The organism is Arthrobacter globiformis (assembly GCF_046536215.2).
Classification (GTDB): Bacteria; Actinomycetota; Actinomycetes; order Actinomycetales; family Micrococcaceae; genus Arthrobacter; species Arthrobacter globiformis_E.
This window is the reverse complement of the sequence record NZ_CM143421.1, coordinates 3414673-3429851: the sequence shown is the minus strand read 5'-3', so window position 1 is coordinate 3429851 and position 15179 is coordinate 3414673. Positions and strand designations below refer to the sequence as shown.

14 protein-coding genes and 1 riboswitch are annotated in these 15179 nt (G+C 68.7%); of the genes, 6 read left to right on the top strand and 8 right to left on the bottom strand.

The window, feature by feature from the left end:
• Nucleotides 1–21: 21 nt before the first annotated feature.
• Entirely contained in the window at nt 22–321 is a 300-nt protein-coding gene (locus tag R5O87_RS15395) for a DUF1905 domain-containing protein (RefSeq protein WP_410556235.1), read from the bottom strand.
• Nucleotides 322–397: 76 nt separating this feature from the next.
• On the opposite strand from R5O87_RS15395, the gene R5O87_RS15390 reads away from it, so the two are divergent.
• On the top strand, nt 398–2965 hold the full coding sequence (locus R5O87_RS15390) for an AMP-binding protein (RefSeq protein WP_410556234.1): 2568 nt from the start codon (nt 398–400) through the stop codon (nt 2963–2965).
• 32 nt (nt 2966–2997) lie between these two features.
• On the opposite strand, the gene R5O87_RS15385 is transcribed toward R5O87_RS15390, so the two are convergent.
• Both R5O87_RS15385 and R5O87_RS15380 read right to left on the bottom strand, forming a co-directional pair.
• Nucleotides 2998–4233: a glutamate--cysteine ligase 2 gene (locus R5O87_RS15385; RefSeq protein ID WP_410556233.1), complete on the bottom strand. Its 1236-nt coding sequence runs from the start codon at nt 4231–4233 to the stop codon at nt 2998–3000.
• Nucleotides 4234–4369: 136 nt separating this feature from the next.
• Nucleotides 4370–5893: a UDP-N-acetylglucosamine 1-carboxyvinyltransferase gene (locus tag R5O87_RS15380; RefSeq protein ID WP_410556232.1), complete on the bottom strand. Its 1524-nt coding sequence runs from the start codon at nt 5891–5893 to the stop codon at nt 4370–4372.
• Nucleotides 5894–6223: 330 nt separating this feature from the next.
• Here R5O87_RS15380 and R5O87_RS15375 point away from each other — a divergent pair, with 330 nt between their 5' ends.
• Nucleotides 6224–7168 (top strand): glycoside hydrolase family 25 domain-containing protein, encoded by a 945-nt coding sequence (locus R5O87_RS15375; protein WP_410556231.1) that lies wholly within the window; start codon nt 6224–6226, stop codon nt 7166–7168.
• A gap of 169 nt (nt 7169–7337) precedes the next feature.
• Nucleotides 7338–7685, top strand: a complete 348-nt coding sequence (locus R5O87_RS15370) for a GNAT family N-acetyltransferase (RefSeq protein WP_410556230.1) — start codon at nt 7338–7340, stop codon at nt 7683–7685.
• A 3-nt stretch (nt 7686–7688) separates the two neighbouring features.
• Here R5O87_RS15370 and R5O87_RS15365 read toward each other — a convergent pair whose 3' ends face one another.
• Genes R5O87_RS15365 through R5O87_RS15355 form a run of 3 tightly spaced genes read right to left on the bottom strand, consistent with a single transcriptional unit; the run spans nt 7689 to nt 10785 of the window.
• On the bottom strand, nt 7689–8492 hold the full coding sequence (locus R5O87_RS15365) for an energy-coupling factor transporter transmembrane component T family protein (RefSeq protein WP_410556228.1): 804 nt from the start codon (nt 8490–8492) through the stop codon (nt 7689–7691).
• A complete protein-coding gene (locus R5O87_RS15360) occupies nt 8489–10165 on the bottom strand; it encodes an ABC transporter ATP-binding protein (protein ID WP_410556227.1) in 1677 nt (558 codons plus the stop codon). Before R5O87_RS15360 ends, R5O87_RS15365 begins: the two co-directional genes overlap by 4 nt.
• Nucleotides 10165–10785, bottom strand: coding sequence for an ECF transporter S component (locus R5O87_RS15355; RefSeq protein ID WP_410556226.1), 621 nt, complete (start codon nt 10783–10785; stop codon nt 10165–10167). The genes R5O87_RS15360 and R5O87_RS15355 overlap by 1 nt, the downstream gene beginning before the upstream one ends.
• A 72-nt stretch (nt 10786–10857) precedes the next feature.
• Nucleotides 10858–11001: riboswitch (TPP riboswitch) on the bottom strand.
• A gap of 119 nt (nt 11002–11120) precedes the next feature.
• Here R5O87_RS15355 and R5O87_RS15350 point away from each other — a divergent pair.
• From R5O87_RS15350 to R5O87_RS15340, 3 genes are all read left to right on the top strand, one after another.
• Nucleotides 11121–11672, top strand: coding sequence for a heme-degrading domain-containing protein (locus R5O87_RS15350; RefSeq protein ID WP_410556225.1), 552 nt, complete (start codon nt 11121–11123; stop codon nt 11670–11672).
• A 57-nt stretch (nt 11673–11729) separates the two neighbouring features.
• Nucleotides 11730–11993, top strand: a complete 264-nt coding sequence (locus R5O87_RS15345) for a DUF4235 domain-containing protein (protein WP_410556224.1) — start codon at nt 11730–11732, stop codon at nt 11991–11993.
• 409 nt (nt 11994–12402) lie between these two features.
• Nucleotides 12403–14391, top strand: coding sequence for a hypothetical protein (locus R5O87_RS15340; RefSeq protein WP_410556223.1), 1989 nt, complete (start codon nt 12403–12405; stop codon nt 14389–14391).
• Between the two features lie 63 nt (nt 14392–14454).
• Here R5O87_RS15340 and R5O87_RS15335 read toward each other — a convergent pair whose 3' ends face one another.
• Together R5O87_RS15335 and R5O87_RS15330 are read right to left on the bottom strand one after the other, a co-directional pair.
• Nucleotides 14455–14661: a helix-turn-helix domain-containing protein gene (locus tag R5O87_RS15335; protein ID WP_377992737.1), complete on the bottom strand. Its 207-nt coding sequence runs from the start codon at nt 14659–14661 to the stop codon at nt 14455–14457.
• The gene (locus R5O87_RS15330) at nt 14661–15140 is read right to left on the bottom strand and encodes a DUF2975 domain-containing protein (RefSeq protein ID WP_410556222.1); all 480 of its coding nucleotides are present in this window, start codon (nt 15138–15140) and stop codon (nt 14661–14663) included. The genes R5O87_RS15335 and R5O87_RS15330 overlap by 1 nt, the downstream gene beginning before the upstream one ends.
• Nucleotides 15141–15179 lie beyond the last annotated feature (39 nt).

Here is a 15179-nt window from a genome sequence, read left to right as displayed (position 1 = left end):
GATGTTGAGGGCTGGCTGGGTTTACAGGTCAACGACCAGCCGGACCTCGACGTCGTCCCCCGCGGTTATGCCGGCCAGTGTCCGCACGGCCCTCTTGACCGGCAGCACGTAAGAACCGCTGCCTGCGTCCGGAAAGACCGAGGTCTGCCACTCGTGGCCGGCGATGCAGGCCGTTACCTTGACCGAGCCGAACCCTTTGCGGCGGCCCGCGGACTCCTCGCGGATCTCCTCCGCAATATCCACCGGCAACGTAATGAAGTGCCAGGCGGATTCGCCCGGATACAGCCACAGTGGAGCCGTGAAGACATATGCCTCGGTCACGGACTGAGTATGGCACGGCGTAACAGGCAGCAGAACGGTTTTACTTAGGTAAGGCTTAACTAATATCATTTTGCGGGTGACCACGCAGCTTGATTTCGCGCGGGTGCCCTTCGCCGCCGATCTCGCAGGCCACGGGGACAGGCCCGCCATTCTCACCGACAATTTCACACTCACCTACCGGGAACTTGCCGGCAGGGTTGATGCCCTCGCGCTCCGGCTGGGCACGCAGCGGCGCCTGGTGGCACTGGCTGCGGCTAACGACGTCGACTCGCTGGTCGCGTATCTCGCGGCCCTGGTCGGCGGCCACCCGCTGATCCTGCTGCCGGAGGACAAGCCGGCGGCGCTCGAGTCCCTGGTGGCCGCGTACGACCCCGACGTCGTGCTGCGCTCGGTCAACGGACAGACGCTGTTCGAGGAGCGCAGGGCCGGCACCGCCCACGAGCTCCATCCGGACCTGGCACTGCTGCTCAGCACCTCCGGTTCCACCGGCTCGCCGAAGCTGGTGCGCCTGTCCGCCACCAATCTGCAGGCCAACGCGGAGTCGATTGCCGAGTACCTGAGCATCGGCCCGGACGACCGCGCCGCGACCACCCTGCCGATGTCCTACTGCTACGGGCTGTCCGTGATCAACAGCCACCTGCTCCGCGGCGCGGGCCTGGTGCTCACCGACCTGTCCGTTGTTGATCCGTGCTTCTGGGAACTTTTCCGCACCGCCGGCACAACGTCCTTCGCGGCGGTGCCGTACACCTTCGAACTGCTGGAACGGGTGGGCTTTGCCGGGATGGACCTTCCCCGCCTGCGGTATGTCACCCAGGCCGGCGGCCGGCTCGCCCCCGAACGCGTGCAGGGCTACGCCGAACTCGGCCGCCGGAAGGGCTGGGAGCTGTTCGTCATGTACGGCCAGACGGAGGCCACCGCACGGATGGCCTACCTTCCGCCGGGACTGGCCGCCGAGCACCCCGGCGCCATCGGCATCCCGGTGCCGGGCGGCGCCTTCCGCATCGAGCCCGTGCCCGGCCTGGAGCACGGCGAACTCGTCTACACCGGACCCAATGTCATGCTCGGCTACGCGGAGACACCGGAGGATCTCGGCGCCGGCCGCACGGTCCACGAGCTCCGCACCGGGGATCTGGCCAGGAAGCACCCGGCCGGCGTCTATGAAGTGGTGGGGCGGCGCAGCCGGTTCGTCAAGATCGTCGGCCTCCGCGTGGACCTCGGCCAGGTGGAGCGAATCCTGGCCGACCTCGGCGTTGAGGCGGCGAGCGCGGGCACGGACCATGGCCTCGTCGTCGCCGTCGAGGGCAGCCACGATACGCAGCTGCTGGCCAAGGTCCTGGCGCAGGGCATCGGACTCCCCCGGGCGGCCCTGGAGCTGCACGCCGTCGAGCATCTCCCCCGCCTGGCCACCGGCAAGGTGGACTATCCGGCGGTCCTGGCACTCTCAACACCGGCGCTGTCCCACACGGGACCCGCACGCCAGCAGCCGTCCGCCGCCGGACCCGGCAACGGACCGGACACCGTGGAGCGGATCTTCCGCGACACCCTGGAGCGCACGGACATCGGCGACGGCGATACCTTCGTCTCGCTCGGCGGCGACTCGCTGTCCTACGTGGCCACGTCCGTCCGCCTCGAGCAGCTGCTCGGCCATCTTCCGGCGAACTGGCACGTGACGCCAATCCGGGACCTGGAGCAGAGCGCGGGGAAGAAGCCTGCCCGGAAGATGCGGCGGTTCTTTGCCCCGCTCGAAACCAGCATCGTGCTCAGGGCCGTGGCCATTGTGCTCATCGTCGGCACCCACGTGGGGCTGATGAAGTGGCCGGGAATGGCCCACGTGCTCATGGCGGTGGCGGGATACAACTTCGCCCGGTTCCAGCTCAGCGGGGAACGGGTCCCCCGGTTCAGGCGCCAGCTCAGCAGCCTGGCGCGGGTGGCGGTGCCCAGCATGGCCTTCATCGGCGTGGCCTATCTGCTCACCGACCGGTACACGCTGGCCAACATCCTGCTCCTGAACTCGATAGTCGGCCCCGAAGCCGTGACCACGCAGTGGCATTTCTGGTTCATCGAGGTGCTGGTCTACATCCTCCTGGGCATGACGGCGCTGCTGGCCATACCGTGGGCGGACCGGGCGGAGCGGCGGTTCCAGCTGCTCTTTCCGCTTGCCCTCACCGGCCTCGCGCTGCTCTCGCGCTATGACATCGTTGATCCCGGCATCCCCCATCCGTCGCCCACCCTCTGGCTGTTTGCCCTGGGCTGGGCCATTGCCCGGACCCGGACGTGGGTCCAGCGGTGTGCGGTATCGGTCCTGGCGATGCTCACGGTCCCCGGCTACTTCTTCGGGGACACCCACCGCGAGCTGACGCTTGTTGCCGGAATCCTGCTGCTCACCTGGCTGCCGGTCATCCCCGTGCCCAGGGGCCTGCAGCGGATCACGGTCCTGCTGGCCAGCGCCTCCCTATACGCCTACCTCGTGCACTGGCTGGTCTATCCGGTGCTGGTTGCCTTCAGTCCGGCACTGGCGGTGGTGGCATCCCTGGCGGCGGGGGTGGCCTACTGGGCGCTGTGCACGCGCGTCATGGGGCTGCTAAGCCGGAGCAGCTGGGCGTCGCTCCGCCGCCGGTTCAGCCGGTCTGCGGCCCGCTCCTGAACCGGCGGCCTGAAGCCCGCGGGATACGCGGGTCAGAGCTGGCGGACGCGCAGCAGTTCCGGTGCGTCATCGGCGTCGGGGCCGACGTACCCTTCGTCACCCTTGTGGGTGGCCCGCACGGCATGCGCGACAACGGCACCCAGCCCGCCGTCGTCGGGCTCTGCCTTGTCCAGCACCACCTGGCGGACGGTGCGCTGCTCGGCGGCGCCGGTGCCCCGCGCGAAAATCTCCCCGATGCCCTGCCGCGCCAGGTCCAGCTCCCCGTTCTCGGCCAGCACCGGTTCCAGGTAGTCCACCAGCGAGCGCACCACATCCTCGGCGGGCGCCGGCCGGAAGCTGCCGAAGTCGAGCAGCTCGCCGCGCAGGCCGAAGTTGCTGGCCTGCCATGCCGCCATGCGCAGCAGCACCGTCGGCACGGGCGCCGGCTCCACACCCTCGCGCCATTCCCGGCACGCCGATTCCACGAGGGCACGGACCAAGACGGCGATCAGGGCCGCATCCTCGGCGCGGAGGCAGACGTCCGCCACCCGCACCTCCACGGTGGGATGGTTCCGGGAGAGGCGTGCATCGAAGTAGATCATGCCCTCGTCCAGCACCACGCCGCTGTCCAGCAGCCGGGTCACCACGCGGCGGTAGGAGGACACGCTGCCGTAGATGCCGGACGGGCCCGACGACGGCCAGCGGTTCCACGCCTGCGTCCGGTAGCTCTCGAAGCCGGTTTCCAGGCCGTTCCAGAACGGGGAGTTGGCGCTGAGCGCGATCAGGACGGCCAGCTTGTCCCGGATCCTGTCCAGCACGGCCACGCCCTCGTCCGGGGATTCGATGTAGGTGTGGACGTGGAAGCCGCAGGTGAGCTGTTCCTGGGCGGTCAGGCCGAACCGTTCCAGCATCCTGGCGTAGCGCGGATCCGGCGTGGTGTGGCTGGAGAGAGCCAGCGGCGAGGTGGCGAGGGCGGCGATCCGCGCGCCGTGGCCCTGCGCGGCCTCGTCGGCCAGGGCGCGGCCGGCGCGGATCTGGCGCAGCAGTTCCGCGTGGTCCAGGCACGGGCGGGTCTGTGTCTCGATCTGCTCAAGCTTAAGCTCGGCGCTCAGGCCCATTTCGTCGTCGTCGCACGTGGTTTCGGGCTTTTTCTTCACCAGCCGGGGCTTGCCCGGGGCGTCGTCGGCGGCGAGTTTGCGGCCCGCCAACAGGGCATCGGCGAGCGCCAGCGGTTCTCCGCTGACCGGATCAACGATCAGGAGCTCTTCCTCCACGCCAAAAGTCCGCATGCCTACATTGTGCGCCAGGCCAGCGAAAACGTCCCCGACATGACGAAGCGCGAACGGACACTTGTGGCCCTTAACCGGGTGATTAAAGGGGCCGCAAGTGTCCGTTCGCGCTTCGAATCGGCGCTGCGAGGAAGGGTCAGTCCTGGAAGTACTCGATCTTGGCGCCGATGGTGTTGAGCCGCTCGGCGAGGTCCTCGTACCCGCGCTCAATGACGTAGATGTTGCGCAGTTCGGACACGCCGCGGGCGGCCAGCATGGCCAGCAGCAGGCAGGCGGCGGGGCGCAGCGCGGGCGGGCAGCCCACCTCCGCGGCACGCCAGCGCGTGGGGCCGTTGACGTAGATGCGGTGCGGGTCCAGCAGCTGGATCCGGGCGCCCAGCTTGTTCAGCTCGGTCAGGTAGATGGCGCGGTTCTCGTAGACCCAGTCGTGGATCATGGTCTGGCCCTCGGCGTTGCCGGCGATCACCGCGAAGAACGGCAGGTTGTCGATGTTCAGCCCCGGGAACGGCATCGGGTGGATCTTGTCCTCCGGTGCGCGCAGCTCGGAGGGCTTGGTGGTCACGTCCACCAGCCGGGTGCGTCCGTTGCGGGCCATGTACTCCCCGGAGACCTCCAGCTGCTGGCCCATCTGCTCCAGCGTGGCCAGTTCGATCTCCATGAATTCGATGGGCACGCGGCGGATGGTCACCTCCGAGTTGGTGACAATGCCGGCGGTGATGAGGCTCATCGCCTCGATGGGGTCTTCCGAGGGGAAGTATTCGATGTCGACATCGATCACCGGCTTGCCGGTGATCTTCAGCGTGGTGGTGCCGACGCCGTCGATCTCAACGCCCAGCCGCTGCAGGTAGAAGCAGAGGTCCTGGACCATGTAGTTGGGGCTGGCGTTGCGGATGACCGTGGTGCCGCAGCGGTGGGCGGCGGCCATGATGGCGTTTTCGGTCACGGTGTCGCCGCGCTCGGTCAGCACGAAGGAGCGGTCGAGCTCGTCGGTGGGCGGTGCCTGCACGGAGTAGAACCCTGAGCTGGCCTCCACGGACAGGCCGAACTGCCGCAGTGCCTGCATGTGCGGCTCCACGGTGCGGATGCCCAGATCGCAGCCGCCGGCGTACGGCAGCCGGTACTCTTCGGTCTCATCCAGCAGCGGGCCCAGCAGCATGATGACGCTGCGGGTGCGGCGTGCGGCCTCAACGTCCATGGACTCGAGGTCAAGGTCGGCAGGGCGGCGAAGCTGGAGGTCGTTGTCGTTGAGCCAGGTGCATTCGACACCGATGCTGCTCAGCACCTCCACTATGCGGTTGACTTCCTCGATGCGGGCAAGCCGGCGCAGCGTCGTGGTGCCGCGGTTGATAAGGCTCGCGCAGAGCAGGGCCACCCCGGCGTTCTTGCTGGTGTTGACGTCAACGGAGCCGGAGAGCGTCCGGCCGCCCTCCACGCGAAGGTGGGTCATCTGCGACTTGCCGAGCTGGACGATGCTCCGGCCGAAGATCGCCTCCAGCCGCTGGATCATCTTCAGGCTCAGGTTCTGTTTGCCCTGTTCCATCCGGGCCACGGCACTCTGGCTGGTGCCTAGTTCCGCGGCCAGCTGCCCTTGGGTCCACCCCTTCTGGCCGCGGGCGTCGCGGAGCAGGAGGCCGACATGTTCAGCGGTCTGTTGAGTCATGGATAAAAATATATCAGTTATGAGTTATTTCGTCGCCTTCTGCGGCCCATATCCGGGCGAGAAGCCCTTGACATACCCGTTACATGCATAAACTTTCAGTAACGGGTCAGCGCCGTGTGACAGAATCCGTCTCGGCCTTCCCGATCCGAGTCAAGCACCCGGCGCCCGCCTTGACCTCGGCGCGTATCCGGGAGCAAGCTAGCGGTACCTGTTGCGGCCATAAGGGAACGGGAGGCCGCCCTGTCCATTTTCAGCTCCGCTGTACTGATCGGGAGGCGCCCGGCAGGGCGCCGGGCTTCAGCGCTGCTGTCATTTGCCGTCGCAACCGCCGTGGGTTTTATCCCGGGTCCAAGGCTCGACGACGGCGCGCCGCCGGCACCCGAATCAGCGGTCGCCCAGGCGTCGCCCACGGCTACCGCCACCCCCGGCGGCGCCCCGCAGGCGCAGCCGCCCGCGCCCCGGCAGTCACCGCAGCCGGCAACCCGGAAACCCGCGCAGCAGCCAGGGTCCGGCCCCGCCCGGCCTGGCACCGAAGCGTCCGGCAACGAAGCATCCGGCACCGAAGCGTCCGGCAACGGAAGACTCCTGGGCAACGACGTTTCCTGGCCGCAGTGCAGCGACGACCTGCCCGATGACCCCGCGTTTGCCATTGTCGGGGTCAACAACGGCCTGGCAAACACCACGAACCCGTGCCTCCACCAGCAGCTTGACTGGGCGGACGGTTCGGCCGGCGGGACGGGCCAGCCACGCCTGGCGCTCTACGTGAACACGGCCAACCCCGGACTGCGGGGCTCCTGGTGGCCGACGAACAACGAATACGGCGGCCAGACCGTGTCCAACCCGTACGGCACGTGCCAGGGGCAGGAGGACGCCGCGTGCGCGTACATGTACGGCTATGCCAAGGCCTTCGACGACGCCTACCTCCGCACTATCTCCGAACCTGGGACCTACCTCTGGTGGCTGGACGTGGAGACTGGCAACAGCTGGTCCGGCGACAGGAATGCGAACCGGGCGGACCTCGAGGGCATGGCGGACTTCTTCCACAGCATCGGCGCCAGGGTGGGCATCTACTCCTCCGCCCGGCAGTGGGGACAGATCGTCGGCGAGGTGGGCTCGGCCAGCAGCCTCTACTCCCTGCCAAGCTGGCTTGCCGGGGCGCACACCGCCGCCGAGGCCGAGGACATGTGTTCGGCGGAGCCCCTCACCGCGGGTGGCAACGTGGCCCTCACGCAGTTCGTGGCCGACGGTTTCGACCACAACCACTCCTGCCTCTGAGGCGCAGCACTAGACTCGGCCCACGGATCACACCTGCCACGTCCGCCGGGCCGCACCCGGAGACGCTGAGGACCTGGCCCGGCTCCATCTGGAATGCTGGCGCGAGACCTACGCGCACCTGCTCTCACCGGGCTTCATGGCCAGCCAGGGCGTGGAAGGGCGGCTGGCTATGTGGCGGCATCTTCTGGCCGGTCCGCATGCGGCCCGGCAGTTCGTAGCGGACGACGGCGGGAAGCTGGTGGGGTTTGCCGGCTCGCTTCCGGCCGAGGACGGCGTGCGGGAGCAGACCGAGCTCTGGGGCATCTATGTCCTCGCCTCCCACCATGGCAGGGGGCTGGGCCAGGCCCTGCTCGATGCCGCGCTCGGGAACGAGCCGGCCGGGCTGTGGGTTGCCGAGGAAAACCCGCGCGCCCAGGCCTTCTACCGGCGCAACGGCTTTGCCTTCACCGGCGCCAGGGACACAATCGACGACTGGGAGGGACTGGCCGAGGTCCGGATGGCCCGGCCGGCAGCTTAACTCCTAGGAGCCTTCCAGCCACACCATGTGCCAGGTGCCGGCCCACAGCGCGGCGGCCACGGCGCCGGCGGCGATGAGGACTCCGCCGAGCACCACCCAGATGTCCAGCACGCTGTACGTGGACACACGCGCCCAGGTCCGGCTGGCGCCGCCGAACCCGCGGGCCTCCATGGTCACCGCAAGCCGTGTGGCGCGGCGGATGGCCTGGACCAGGAGGCCGAAGCTCTGCCCGAGGGTGGCCCGCACCCGCTGCCACGGATTGCCGCGCGATCCCACCCCGCGGGCGCGCCGGGCCATGCCGATGGTCTGCCATTCCTCCGCCATCAGCCCGACCAGCCGCATCGCGGCCAGGGTCCCCAGCACAAACCGGTGCGGCAGCCGAGCCTTCTGGGCCAGGGCGTCCGCCAGGTCGGTGGGATCGGTGCAGCTCATCAGCAGCACCGCGGGCAGGGCGATGGCCAGTCCCCGGAGCAGGAACCCAAGCCCCAGCTGGAGGGAACCTTCGCTCATGGACCAGAGGCCGACGTCGAGCAGTATCCTTCCGCTGTCCGGCGCCAGGATGGAAGTGCTCCACCCGCCCACGGCGGCAGCCAGGATCAGCGGCCAGCCGCGCTGCCAGAGCAGCGAGAAGGTCAATCCGGCCAGTGGAAAGACCAGCAGTTCACAGGCCAGCGCCACGGACGCTGACATCCAGTCGATGGACAACGCCAGGGCCAGGGTGATCAGGAAGACCGCGGCGAACTTGGCCAGCGGATTGGCACGGGTCAGCACCGCCCGGTTTCCGGCGAGTGCCAGTGCTTCCCTCATGTCGCCGCCTGTTCTGATGTCGGTGCGGCTTCTGATGTCGGCACGGTGTGTGATGTCGGCACGGTGTGTGATGTCGGCACGGGCCGTGGCTCGGGCCGGCCGCGCGACCCCAGCCTGAGCTCGGTGCCGCCGAGCACATGGGTGAACTCCTCGTCGTGGGTCACGGACACCACGGCCGTGCCGGCGTCGAGCAGTTCGGAAAGGAACGAGGCGAGCTCCGCCCAGGTGTTGGCGTCCTGGCCGAAGGTGGGCTCGTCCAGGACCAGCACCTGCGGGTTCGCGGCCAGGACCGTGGCCACGGACAGCCGGCGCTTCTCCCCGCCGGACAGGGTGTAGGGGTTGGCGTCCACCAGGTGCGTGAGGCGCAGGCGCTCCAGCAGCTCGTCGACCCGCTCCTTTCCGTGCCCCAGGTGGCGGGGGCCGAAGAGCAGTTCGTCCAGGACGCGGCCGGTGACGAACTGGTGCTCGGGCTCCTGGAACACCGTGCCGATCCGGGAGATCAGCTGCTCGGCCTTCCACTTGTACGGGTCGATGCCGGCGCCGCCGCTCAGCTCCACGGCCGCGGAGACCTTGCCGTCCACGGGCCGCAGCAGCCCGGCGAGGGTCAGCGCGAACGTGGACTTGCCGGCGCCGTTGGGACCGGTGACGGTCAGCGCCTCCCCCGCCCTGACCTGTGCCGTGACGTCGCGGAGGACGGGCTCGGGCGGCACCGAGCGGAAGCCGCGTCGCCGGGGCCGTTCCCGTGACACGGCGAGTTTTTCGGCGGCGAGCAGCAGCTGGCCGCCGTTTCCGCTGGACGGACCGGCGGCCGAACGGCGCCGGGTTTCGGGAACGTAGCCCGGGACCCACACACCGGCGGCAGTGAGCATCCCGCGGGCCTGTTCGAGGACCTCGTCAGGCGTCCCGTCGATCAGCACCGCGCCGTCCGTGGCGGATCCCGGCTGCAGCACCACGATGCGGTCCACCAGGTCTTTCCACGCGGCCACCCGGTGCTCCACCACCACCAGGGTGGCCCCGGTCTTGTCGAGGCAGCGGCCCACGGCATCCCGGACCTCCAGGACGCCGGCGGGGTCGAGGTTCGCGGTCGGCTCGTCCAGCAGGATCAGTCCCGGCCGCATCGCCAGGATGCCGGCGAGCGCCAGGCGCTGCTTCTGGCCGCCGGACAGGGCCGACGTCGGGTGGTTCAGCGGCAGGTGGGCGAGTCCGACGTCGTCCAGTGCCTCGTGCACGCGGCGCCAGATCTCGTCGCGGGGCACCGAGAGGTTTTCGGCGCCGAACGCGACGTCGTCGCCCAGGCGGGAGAGCACCACCTGGGTTTCCGGGTCCTGCTGCATGAGTCCGGCACGGCCGCGCTGGGCGCGCGGCGGCGCACCGTCGATGAGCAGCTCGCCGCTCTCGTCGGCGTCGTCAGGGTCCGGCGCCCCGGTGCCCCGCGGACCGCGGTCGTCCGCCGGACTGCCGCCCGAGTCGCTGTCCCCCAGCACGCCGGCCAGGGCATGGAGCAGCGTGGACTTGCCGGCCCCGGAGGGGCCCAGCAGCAGGACCCGCTCGCCGGGGCGGATGTCCAGGTCCAGGGCGTGGACGGCGGGCTTGGTGCGGCCGGCGTGGCGCCAGCCCCAGCCGCGGGCGTGTACCGCGGCGGGGCGGACGCCGCCGTCGTAATGTGCCGGCATCAGGAGAAGACGGGCTCCGTGGCTGCCTTGCGGGAGGCGAAGGAGCTCAGGACACCGGTCTTGGCCAAGCCGCGGGTGGCGACCCAGGACAGGGCACCGGCGATGACAGCGCCGGAAATGGCGCAGAACACGATGTACGCGAGCTTGTCACCGGCGGTGTACGCGATGTTCCAGCCCCACGGCGCGAAGGAGTCGTTCAGGCCGCAGAACAGGCCGGCGCCAGCACCCGCAAGCAGCGATGCCGGGAGGTTGAACTTCCGGTACACCAGGGCGGCGAACACGAGCTCCGCGCCCAGGCCCTGGAGGACGCCGGAAATCAGCACGGTGGTGCCGTACTGCGAGCCCATAAGGAGCTCGCCGGTGGCTGCGACGGTTTCGCAGAACAGGGCAGCGCCGGGCTTGCGGATGATGAGCATGCCCAGCACCGCCGGGATCATCCAGCCGCCGGCGTACAGGCCGCTCAGCGGCGGGTAGACGGCGTTGACGGGAGTGGAAATGAGGTTGGCGCCCTGGGACCACGCCCAGAAGATGACGCCGCCGGCAACGGCAATGAGTGCCGCGACCACGATGTCCGCCACGCGCCAGTTATAACTGGTCTTCTTGATTGCTGCAGTTGTCATGATGGTCCTCCTGAGGAACAGGAGGGGAAAGCGTTCCCCCGGCTGCCGGTGGCTGGACCACCTGCTGCCGGGCGCTCTGAGAACTCGACTCCCTTGCGCCGGTACTAGCCGGATCAGGTTCGAGGGTCTGCGGCTGTCCGCACTCTCAGCGCCCATCCGCGGTTGCGCTGGCAGTTGCCTTTGCATCCCGACGGCGGCGCTCCCCTGTCGTGATAAATCTGCCCTTGTGGGCTGGTCCAGTTTACACCCCGGCGGTCCCGGAATCCCGGGGCTGCCGTCACAATCCGGGACTCTTCCTGCGCCGCCCGGACTGCCGCCCGGAGTACATTGGGGCCATGACGCTACAGGACTCCGGCAGCGCTGCCCTGCCCGCCTTTGACCCCGATTCCGCCGAGGACCAGCCGGCGGGATCCCTGGAAGCCCTGATCGGTCGGATCGAGGGTGAAATCGCCGAGCTGCAGTTCCCGAGGTTCAGCAAGGACGACGCCCTGGCGCTCGGCCTGGAACTGGTGGAGCGCGGCAAGGAGGACAACCTGCCCATCGCCATCGACATCACCAAGGGCGAACAGGTTCTCTTCCACGCGGCCCTCGAGGGTGCCACCCCGGACAACGAGGGCTGGGTGCGGGCCAAGCAGCGGACTGCCGTGCGCTACGAGGAACCGTCACTGCTGGTGGGCCTGCGCGGCCGGACCGGCGGCGGGCGGATCGAGGACAACGCCTGGTTCGACCAGTCCGCCTACGCTGCCCACGGCGGGGCCTTCCCCATCTATGTCAAGGATGTCGGAGCGGTGGCCGTGGTCACGGTGTCCGGGCTGCCGCAGAAAGCGGACCATGACCTCGTGGTGCAGGCCTTGCGGGAAATCCACCGGTCCATGCGGACAGGCTAGCGCTGCATGCGGATAGGCTAGGGAAAGACCAGTGTTCACCACGCGAGGAGTTCCGGAATGAGTTTCTTGATCAAGCTGCTTGGCACGGGCATCAGCCTGCTGGCAGGATTCGCCGGCACCAAGGCCGTCGACACCATCTGGGAAAAGGTCACCGGGCAGAAGCCTCCCAAGGGGGACAAGGACGACGTCCCCACCACGCTGCGCACAGCCCTGACGTTCGCCCTCATCTCGGCGTCCGTAAGCGCGGTCATCCAGGTGCTCGCCAACCGCGGCACACAGCGGGCCATCACCCGCTTCGCCAAGACCCAGGACATCGTCTAACTGCCGGACCTGAAACGGCCTGTGGGCCCGCAACCCCCAACCGGGGTGGGGTGTCTGCCGCCACGTTTCGTGTCCGGACCGGGTTTCCCCCAGGACCGGACCGGGATTCCCCAAATTCGGCAGACCATACTGTTTTTTGTTCTGAACCCGGCAGTGCTGATGACCTCGGCCGGACTCACAACAGCCGGACCCGGCGCCGCAGACCCGCGGTGCCGGGTCCGTTCGCATCCTGCACCGCAGGCGGCCGGCCCGGGCCGCCTGGCACGCCTTGGCAAGGACAACACGGGTCCCCCCACACCGCCGTAGAAAGCCTTGGATTCCAAGGTTTTTCCAGCCTCCTGCCCGAACGTTTTTCCAACCCCCGCCGCCTTTAGTGGATGCCATCAGCGTTTCTTCGAGGAGACACAAGATGGTATCCACCCCACATTTCCTGTCGGCCCGGCGCCTGACCCCACGACATCGGGCCCCCCGCCCGGCATCCCGCCGGCGTGCAGTTGCCGCCGCCACCGCCCTGCTCCTGGCAGCGTCCGGTGCCGGAACATCCCTGGCCGCCACACAGGTGACCGTAAAGAACCCCGGCGGGCTGACCGGCGTCGGGCCCGTCAACACCGAGTACGGCTTCCCGTCCTGGTACGAGGACAGCAACAAGACCCGGGTCGAGCTCTGCCTCGACGCGGAGAACCCGCTGTGCGGGTTCCTGCCCGGTGACATTCCGGACGGGACCGCCCCCATATCCTTCCCGGACAACTTCCCGGAGGAGGCGTTCTACATGCTTGCCGGCTCCGAACTGACGCTGCCCGGCGGCGGACGCGCCGTTCTGGTCCTCGGCCTGGAGGCGGCTTTCGCCAACACGGTCACCCAAGGCGACCAGGTGGTGTTCGGCCGGCAGCGCATCGTGGTCAAGGGCGGCCCGGCCAACAGCACCCTGACGTTCCAGCACCCCTACGGCACCATCAGCATCGACACCGACGGCGCCGGCGACGGCAAACTCGTCGAGGACATCTCGCCCGCCGTGGGCAACTTCAGCACGGCACTGAAGAGCAACATCGGCCCGTTCCTGAAGTGGGATCCGGCCGCGGCACCGGCAGCCCCCGAGGGGTACCTCGGCGACCCGGCCCAGGACCACACCGTCGTCGGCAGCCCGTTCAACTACAACAAGTTCTCGGTCAGCGGCGGCGGCCTGTCCCTGGAGACGGACCAGTTCACCGTGCAGGGCAAGATCTCCACCAACCAGGGCGTCAGCGGCGACAGGGCCGTCCTGAACGGCAGCATGATCGACGTGTTCGCCAGCAGCGGTAACGGCGCCCAGCTCCAGGTCGACGGCCAGGCCGGCGTTTTCGAGACCACGCCCATGCTCAGCGACCCCGACACCGGCCGGTACTACGCCCGCGTCCAGTTCACCGGGTCCGCTCCTTCCACCGTGAAGGTCACCAACATCGGCGACAAGCCGGCCAGCAGCAGCCAGATCAGCGTCACCAAACCGAGCGGGATCATGGTCACCAAGGCGGTCTACGACGGAACCACCCTGACCGTCGGTGCCGTCTCCAGCGTCGGCTACCCGCTGACCGTCACCGGGCTGGGCACCCTGGAGGCACCGGCGACCGCCGGAGCGCCGGCTGAAAAGTCGTTCGCAGTGCTGGCTCCCCCGGCCTCGGTAACCGTGAAAACGGCTGACGGCGGTGCGGCTTCCCTGCCGGTGACCGTCTCCGGCGGCGCCGCAACCCCGGCGGGGCTGGACCCGGTAACCCCCGCACCGGACCCAGGTCCCGTCGTCGATACCGGCAGCGGTTCCGTTCCCGGCCAAACGCAGCCGACGACGGCGGTAGCCACCGCCGCTTCGACCTCCGTGACCCGCGGCGGAACCGTCCAGCTGGACGGCAGCGCCTCCACCGGCGCCGCCAGCTACAAGTGGCTCCAGGTCAGCGGACCGGCCGTCACCTTCTCCAGCGACACCGCCGCCAAGCCCACCATCACCGTCCCGTACTACGCCAGGACCACGGATACGGCACCGCTGACGGCCAAGTCCAACGATCCCATCCAGCTCCAGCTGATCGTCACAGACGCCAACGGCATCGGCAGTGCCCCGGCAACCGTGAACCTGACGGTCCAGACGGACACCGTCGCCGTCGCGGGATCCCGCCACCGGCTCGGCACCGAGCTGCGGGTCACGGGCACCTCAACACTGGCAGGCAACACCGCCGTCCTGATCCCCGCCCCCACGGTGATCATCTACGACACCACTCCCGGCCGCGCCGTCAGCAAGATCGGCACGGCCCAGGTGGACACCCTCGGCGCCTGGTCCTACCGGGCCAAGCCGGGACCGAACCGGCAGATCACCAGCGTTCTGGTCCAGTCCAGCCGCGGCGGTACCGCCACCGGGGTGCTCGCAACCCGGTAAACCCAGCAATCCGCCGCTACCGGCCAGGGCCCCGCCTGCACAGCAGACGGGGCCCTGGCTCTTTCAGTCCTCGACCCACTCGAGCAGGTCGCCGGGCTGGCAGCCGAGCACCCGGCACATCGCCTCCAGCGTGCTGAAGCGCACGGCCTTGGCCCGGCCGTTCTTCAGCACGGCCACGTTTGCGGGCGTCAGGCCCACCCGGTCTGCGAACTCGCCCACGCTCATCTTCCGTTTTGCCAGCTCGACGTCGATGCGCACCACGATCGGCATCAGATCACGGCTTCCATGTCGGTCCGCAGCACCGTGGCCTGCCGCAGCAGCGCGCGCATCACCACCATGAGCAGCCCGATGACAGCACCGCCGACCAGCATCAGCATCAGGATCATCGGCACTCCGGGATCGTCGGCGTTCAGCACGATGAAGAGGAAGAGGCCGGCCAGCAGGACCCAGGCGGTGAGCACCGCCCACACAATCGCGTCCACCCAGGCCAGGGCCGCCTTGCTGAAGATGCGGTCCCGCTTGACCATGGTGAGGAGTTTCCAGGTGCTCACGATCACCACCTGCACGCAGGCCACCTCCACGACCGCGAAAATTGTCAGCGGCCACCGCAGGGGCGCATCGGCGGGGTTCTCCTGCGCCATGTGGGCGAACTGTCCGGGCAGGGACAGGGTCTGGAACACCAGCAGCAGGCCGAAGGCCATGACCAGCAGGATCCGAAGCGCGGCTACCGCCAGGTTTGTCTTATGCATGCATCGAGTATCGCTGGCTTCCTATCGATTTTCAATCGC

Bases quoted from the DNA above. Each gene is read 5' to 3' on its own strand.
- R5O87_RS15380 (WP_410556232.1), bottom strand. From the start codon at position 5,893: ATGACTCAACAGACCGCTGAACATGTCGGCCTCCTGCTCCGCGACGCC.
- R5O87_RS15355 (WP_410556226.1), bottom strand. From the start codon at position 10,785: ATGACAACTGCAGCAATCAAGAAGACCAGTTATAACTGGCGCGTGGCG.
- R5O87_RS15365 (WP_410556228.1), bottom strand. From the start codon at position 8,492: ATGAGGGAAGCACTGGCACTCGCCGGAAACCGGGCGGTGCTGACCCGT.
- R5O87_RS15370 (WP_410556230.1), top strand. From the start codon at position 7,338: ATGTGGCGGCATCTTCTGGCCGGTCCGCATGCGGCCCGGCAGTTCGTA.
- R5O87_RS15360 (WP_410556227.1), bottom strand. From the start codon at position 10,165: ATGCCGGCACATTACGACGGCGGCGTCCGCCCCGCCGCGGTACACGCC.
- R5O87_RS15345 (WP_410556224.1), top strand. From the start codon at position 11,730: ATGAGTTTCTTGATCAAGCTGCTTGGCACGGGCATCAGCCTGCTGGCA.
- R5O87_RS15330 (WP_410556222.1), bottom strand. From the start codon at position 15,140: ATGCATAAGACAAACCTGGCGGTAGCCGCGCTTCGGATCCTGCTGGTC.
- R5O87_RS15350 (WP_410556225.1), top strand. From the start codon at position 11,121: ATGACGCTACAGGACTCCGGCAGCGCTGCCCTGCCCGCCTTTGACCCC.
- R5O87_RS15385 (WP_410556233.1), bottom strand. From the start codon at position 4,233: ATGCGGACTTTTGGCGTGGAGGAAGAGCTCCTGATCGTTGATCCGGTC.
- R5O87_RS15340 (WP_410556223.1), top strand. From the start codon at position 12,403: ATGGTATCCACCCCACATTTCCTGTCGGCCCGGCGCCTGACCCCACGA.
- R5O87_RS15335 (WP_377992737.1), bottom strand. From the start codon at position 14,661: ATGCCGATCGTGGTGCGCATCGACGTCGAGCTGGCAAAACGGAAGATG.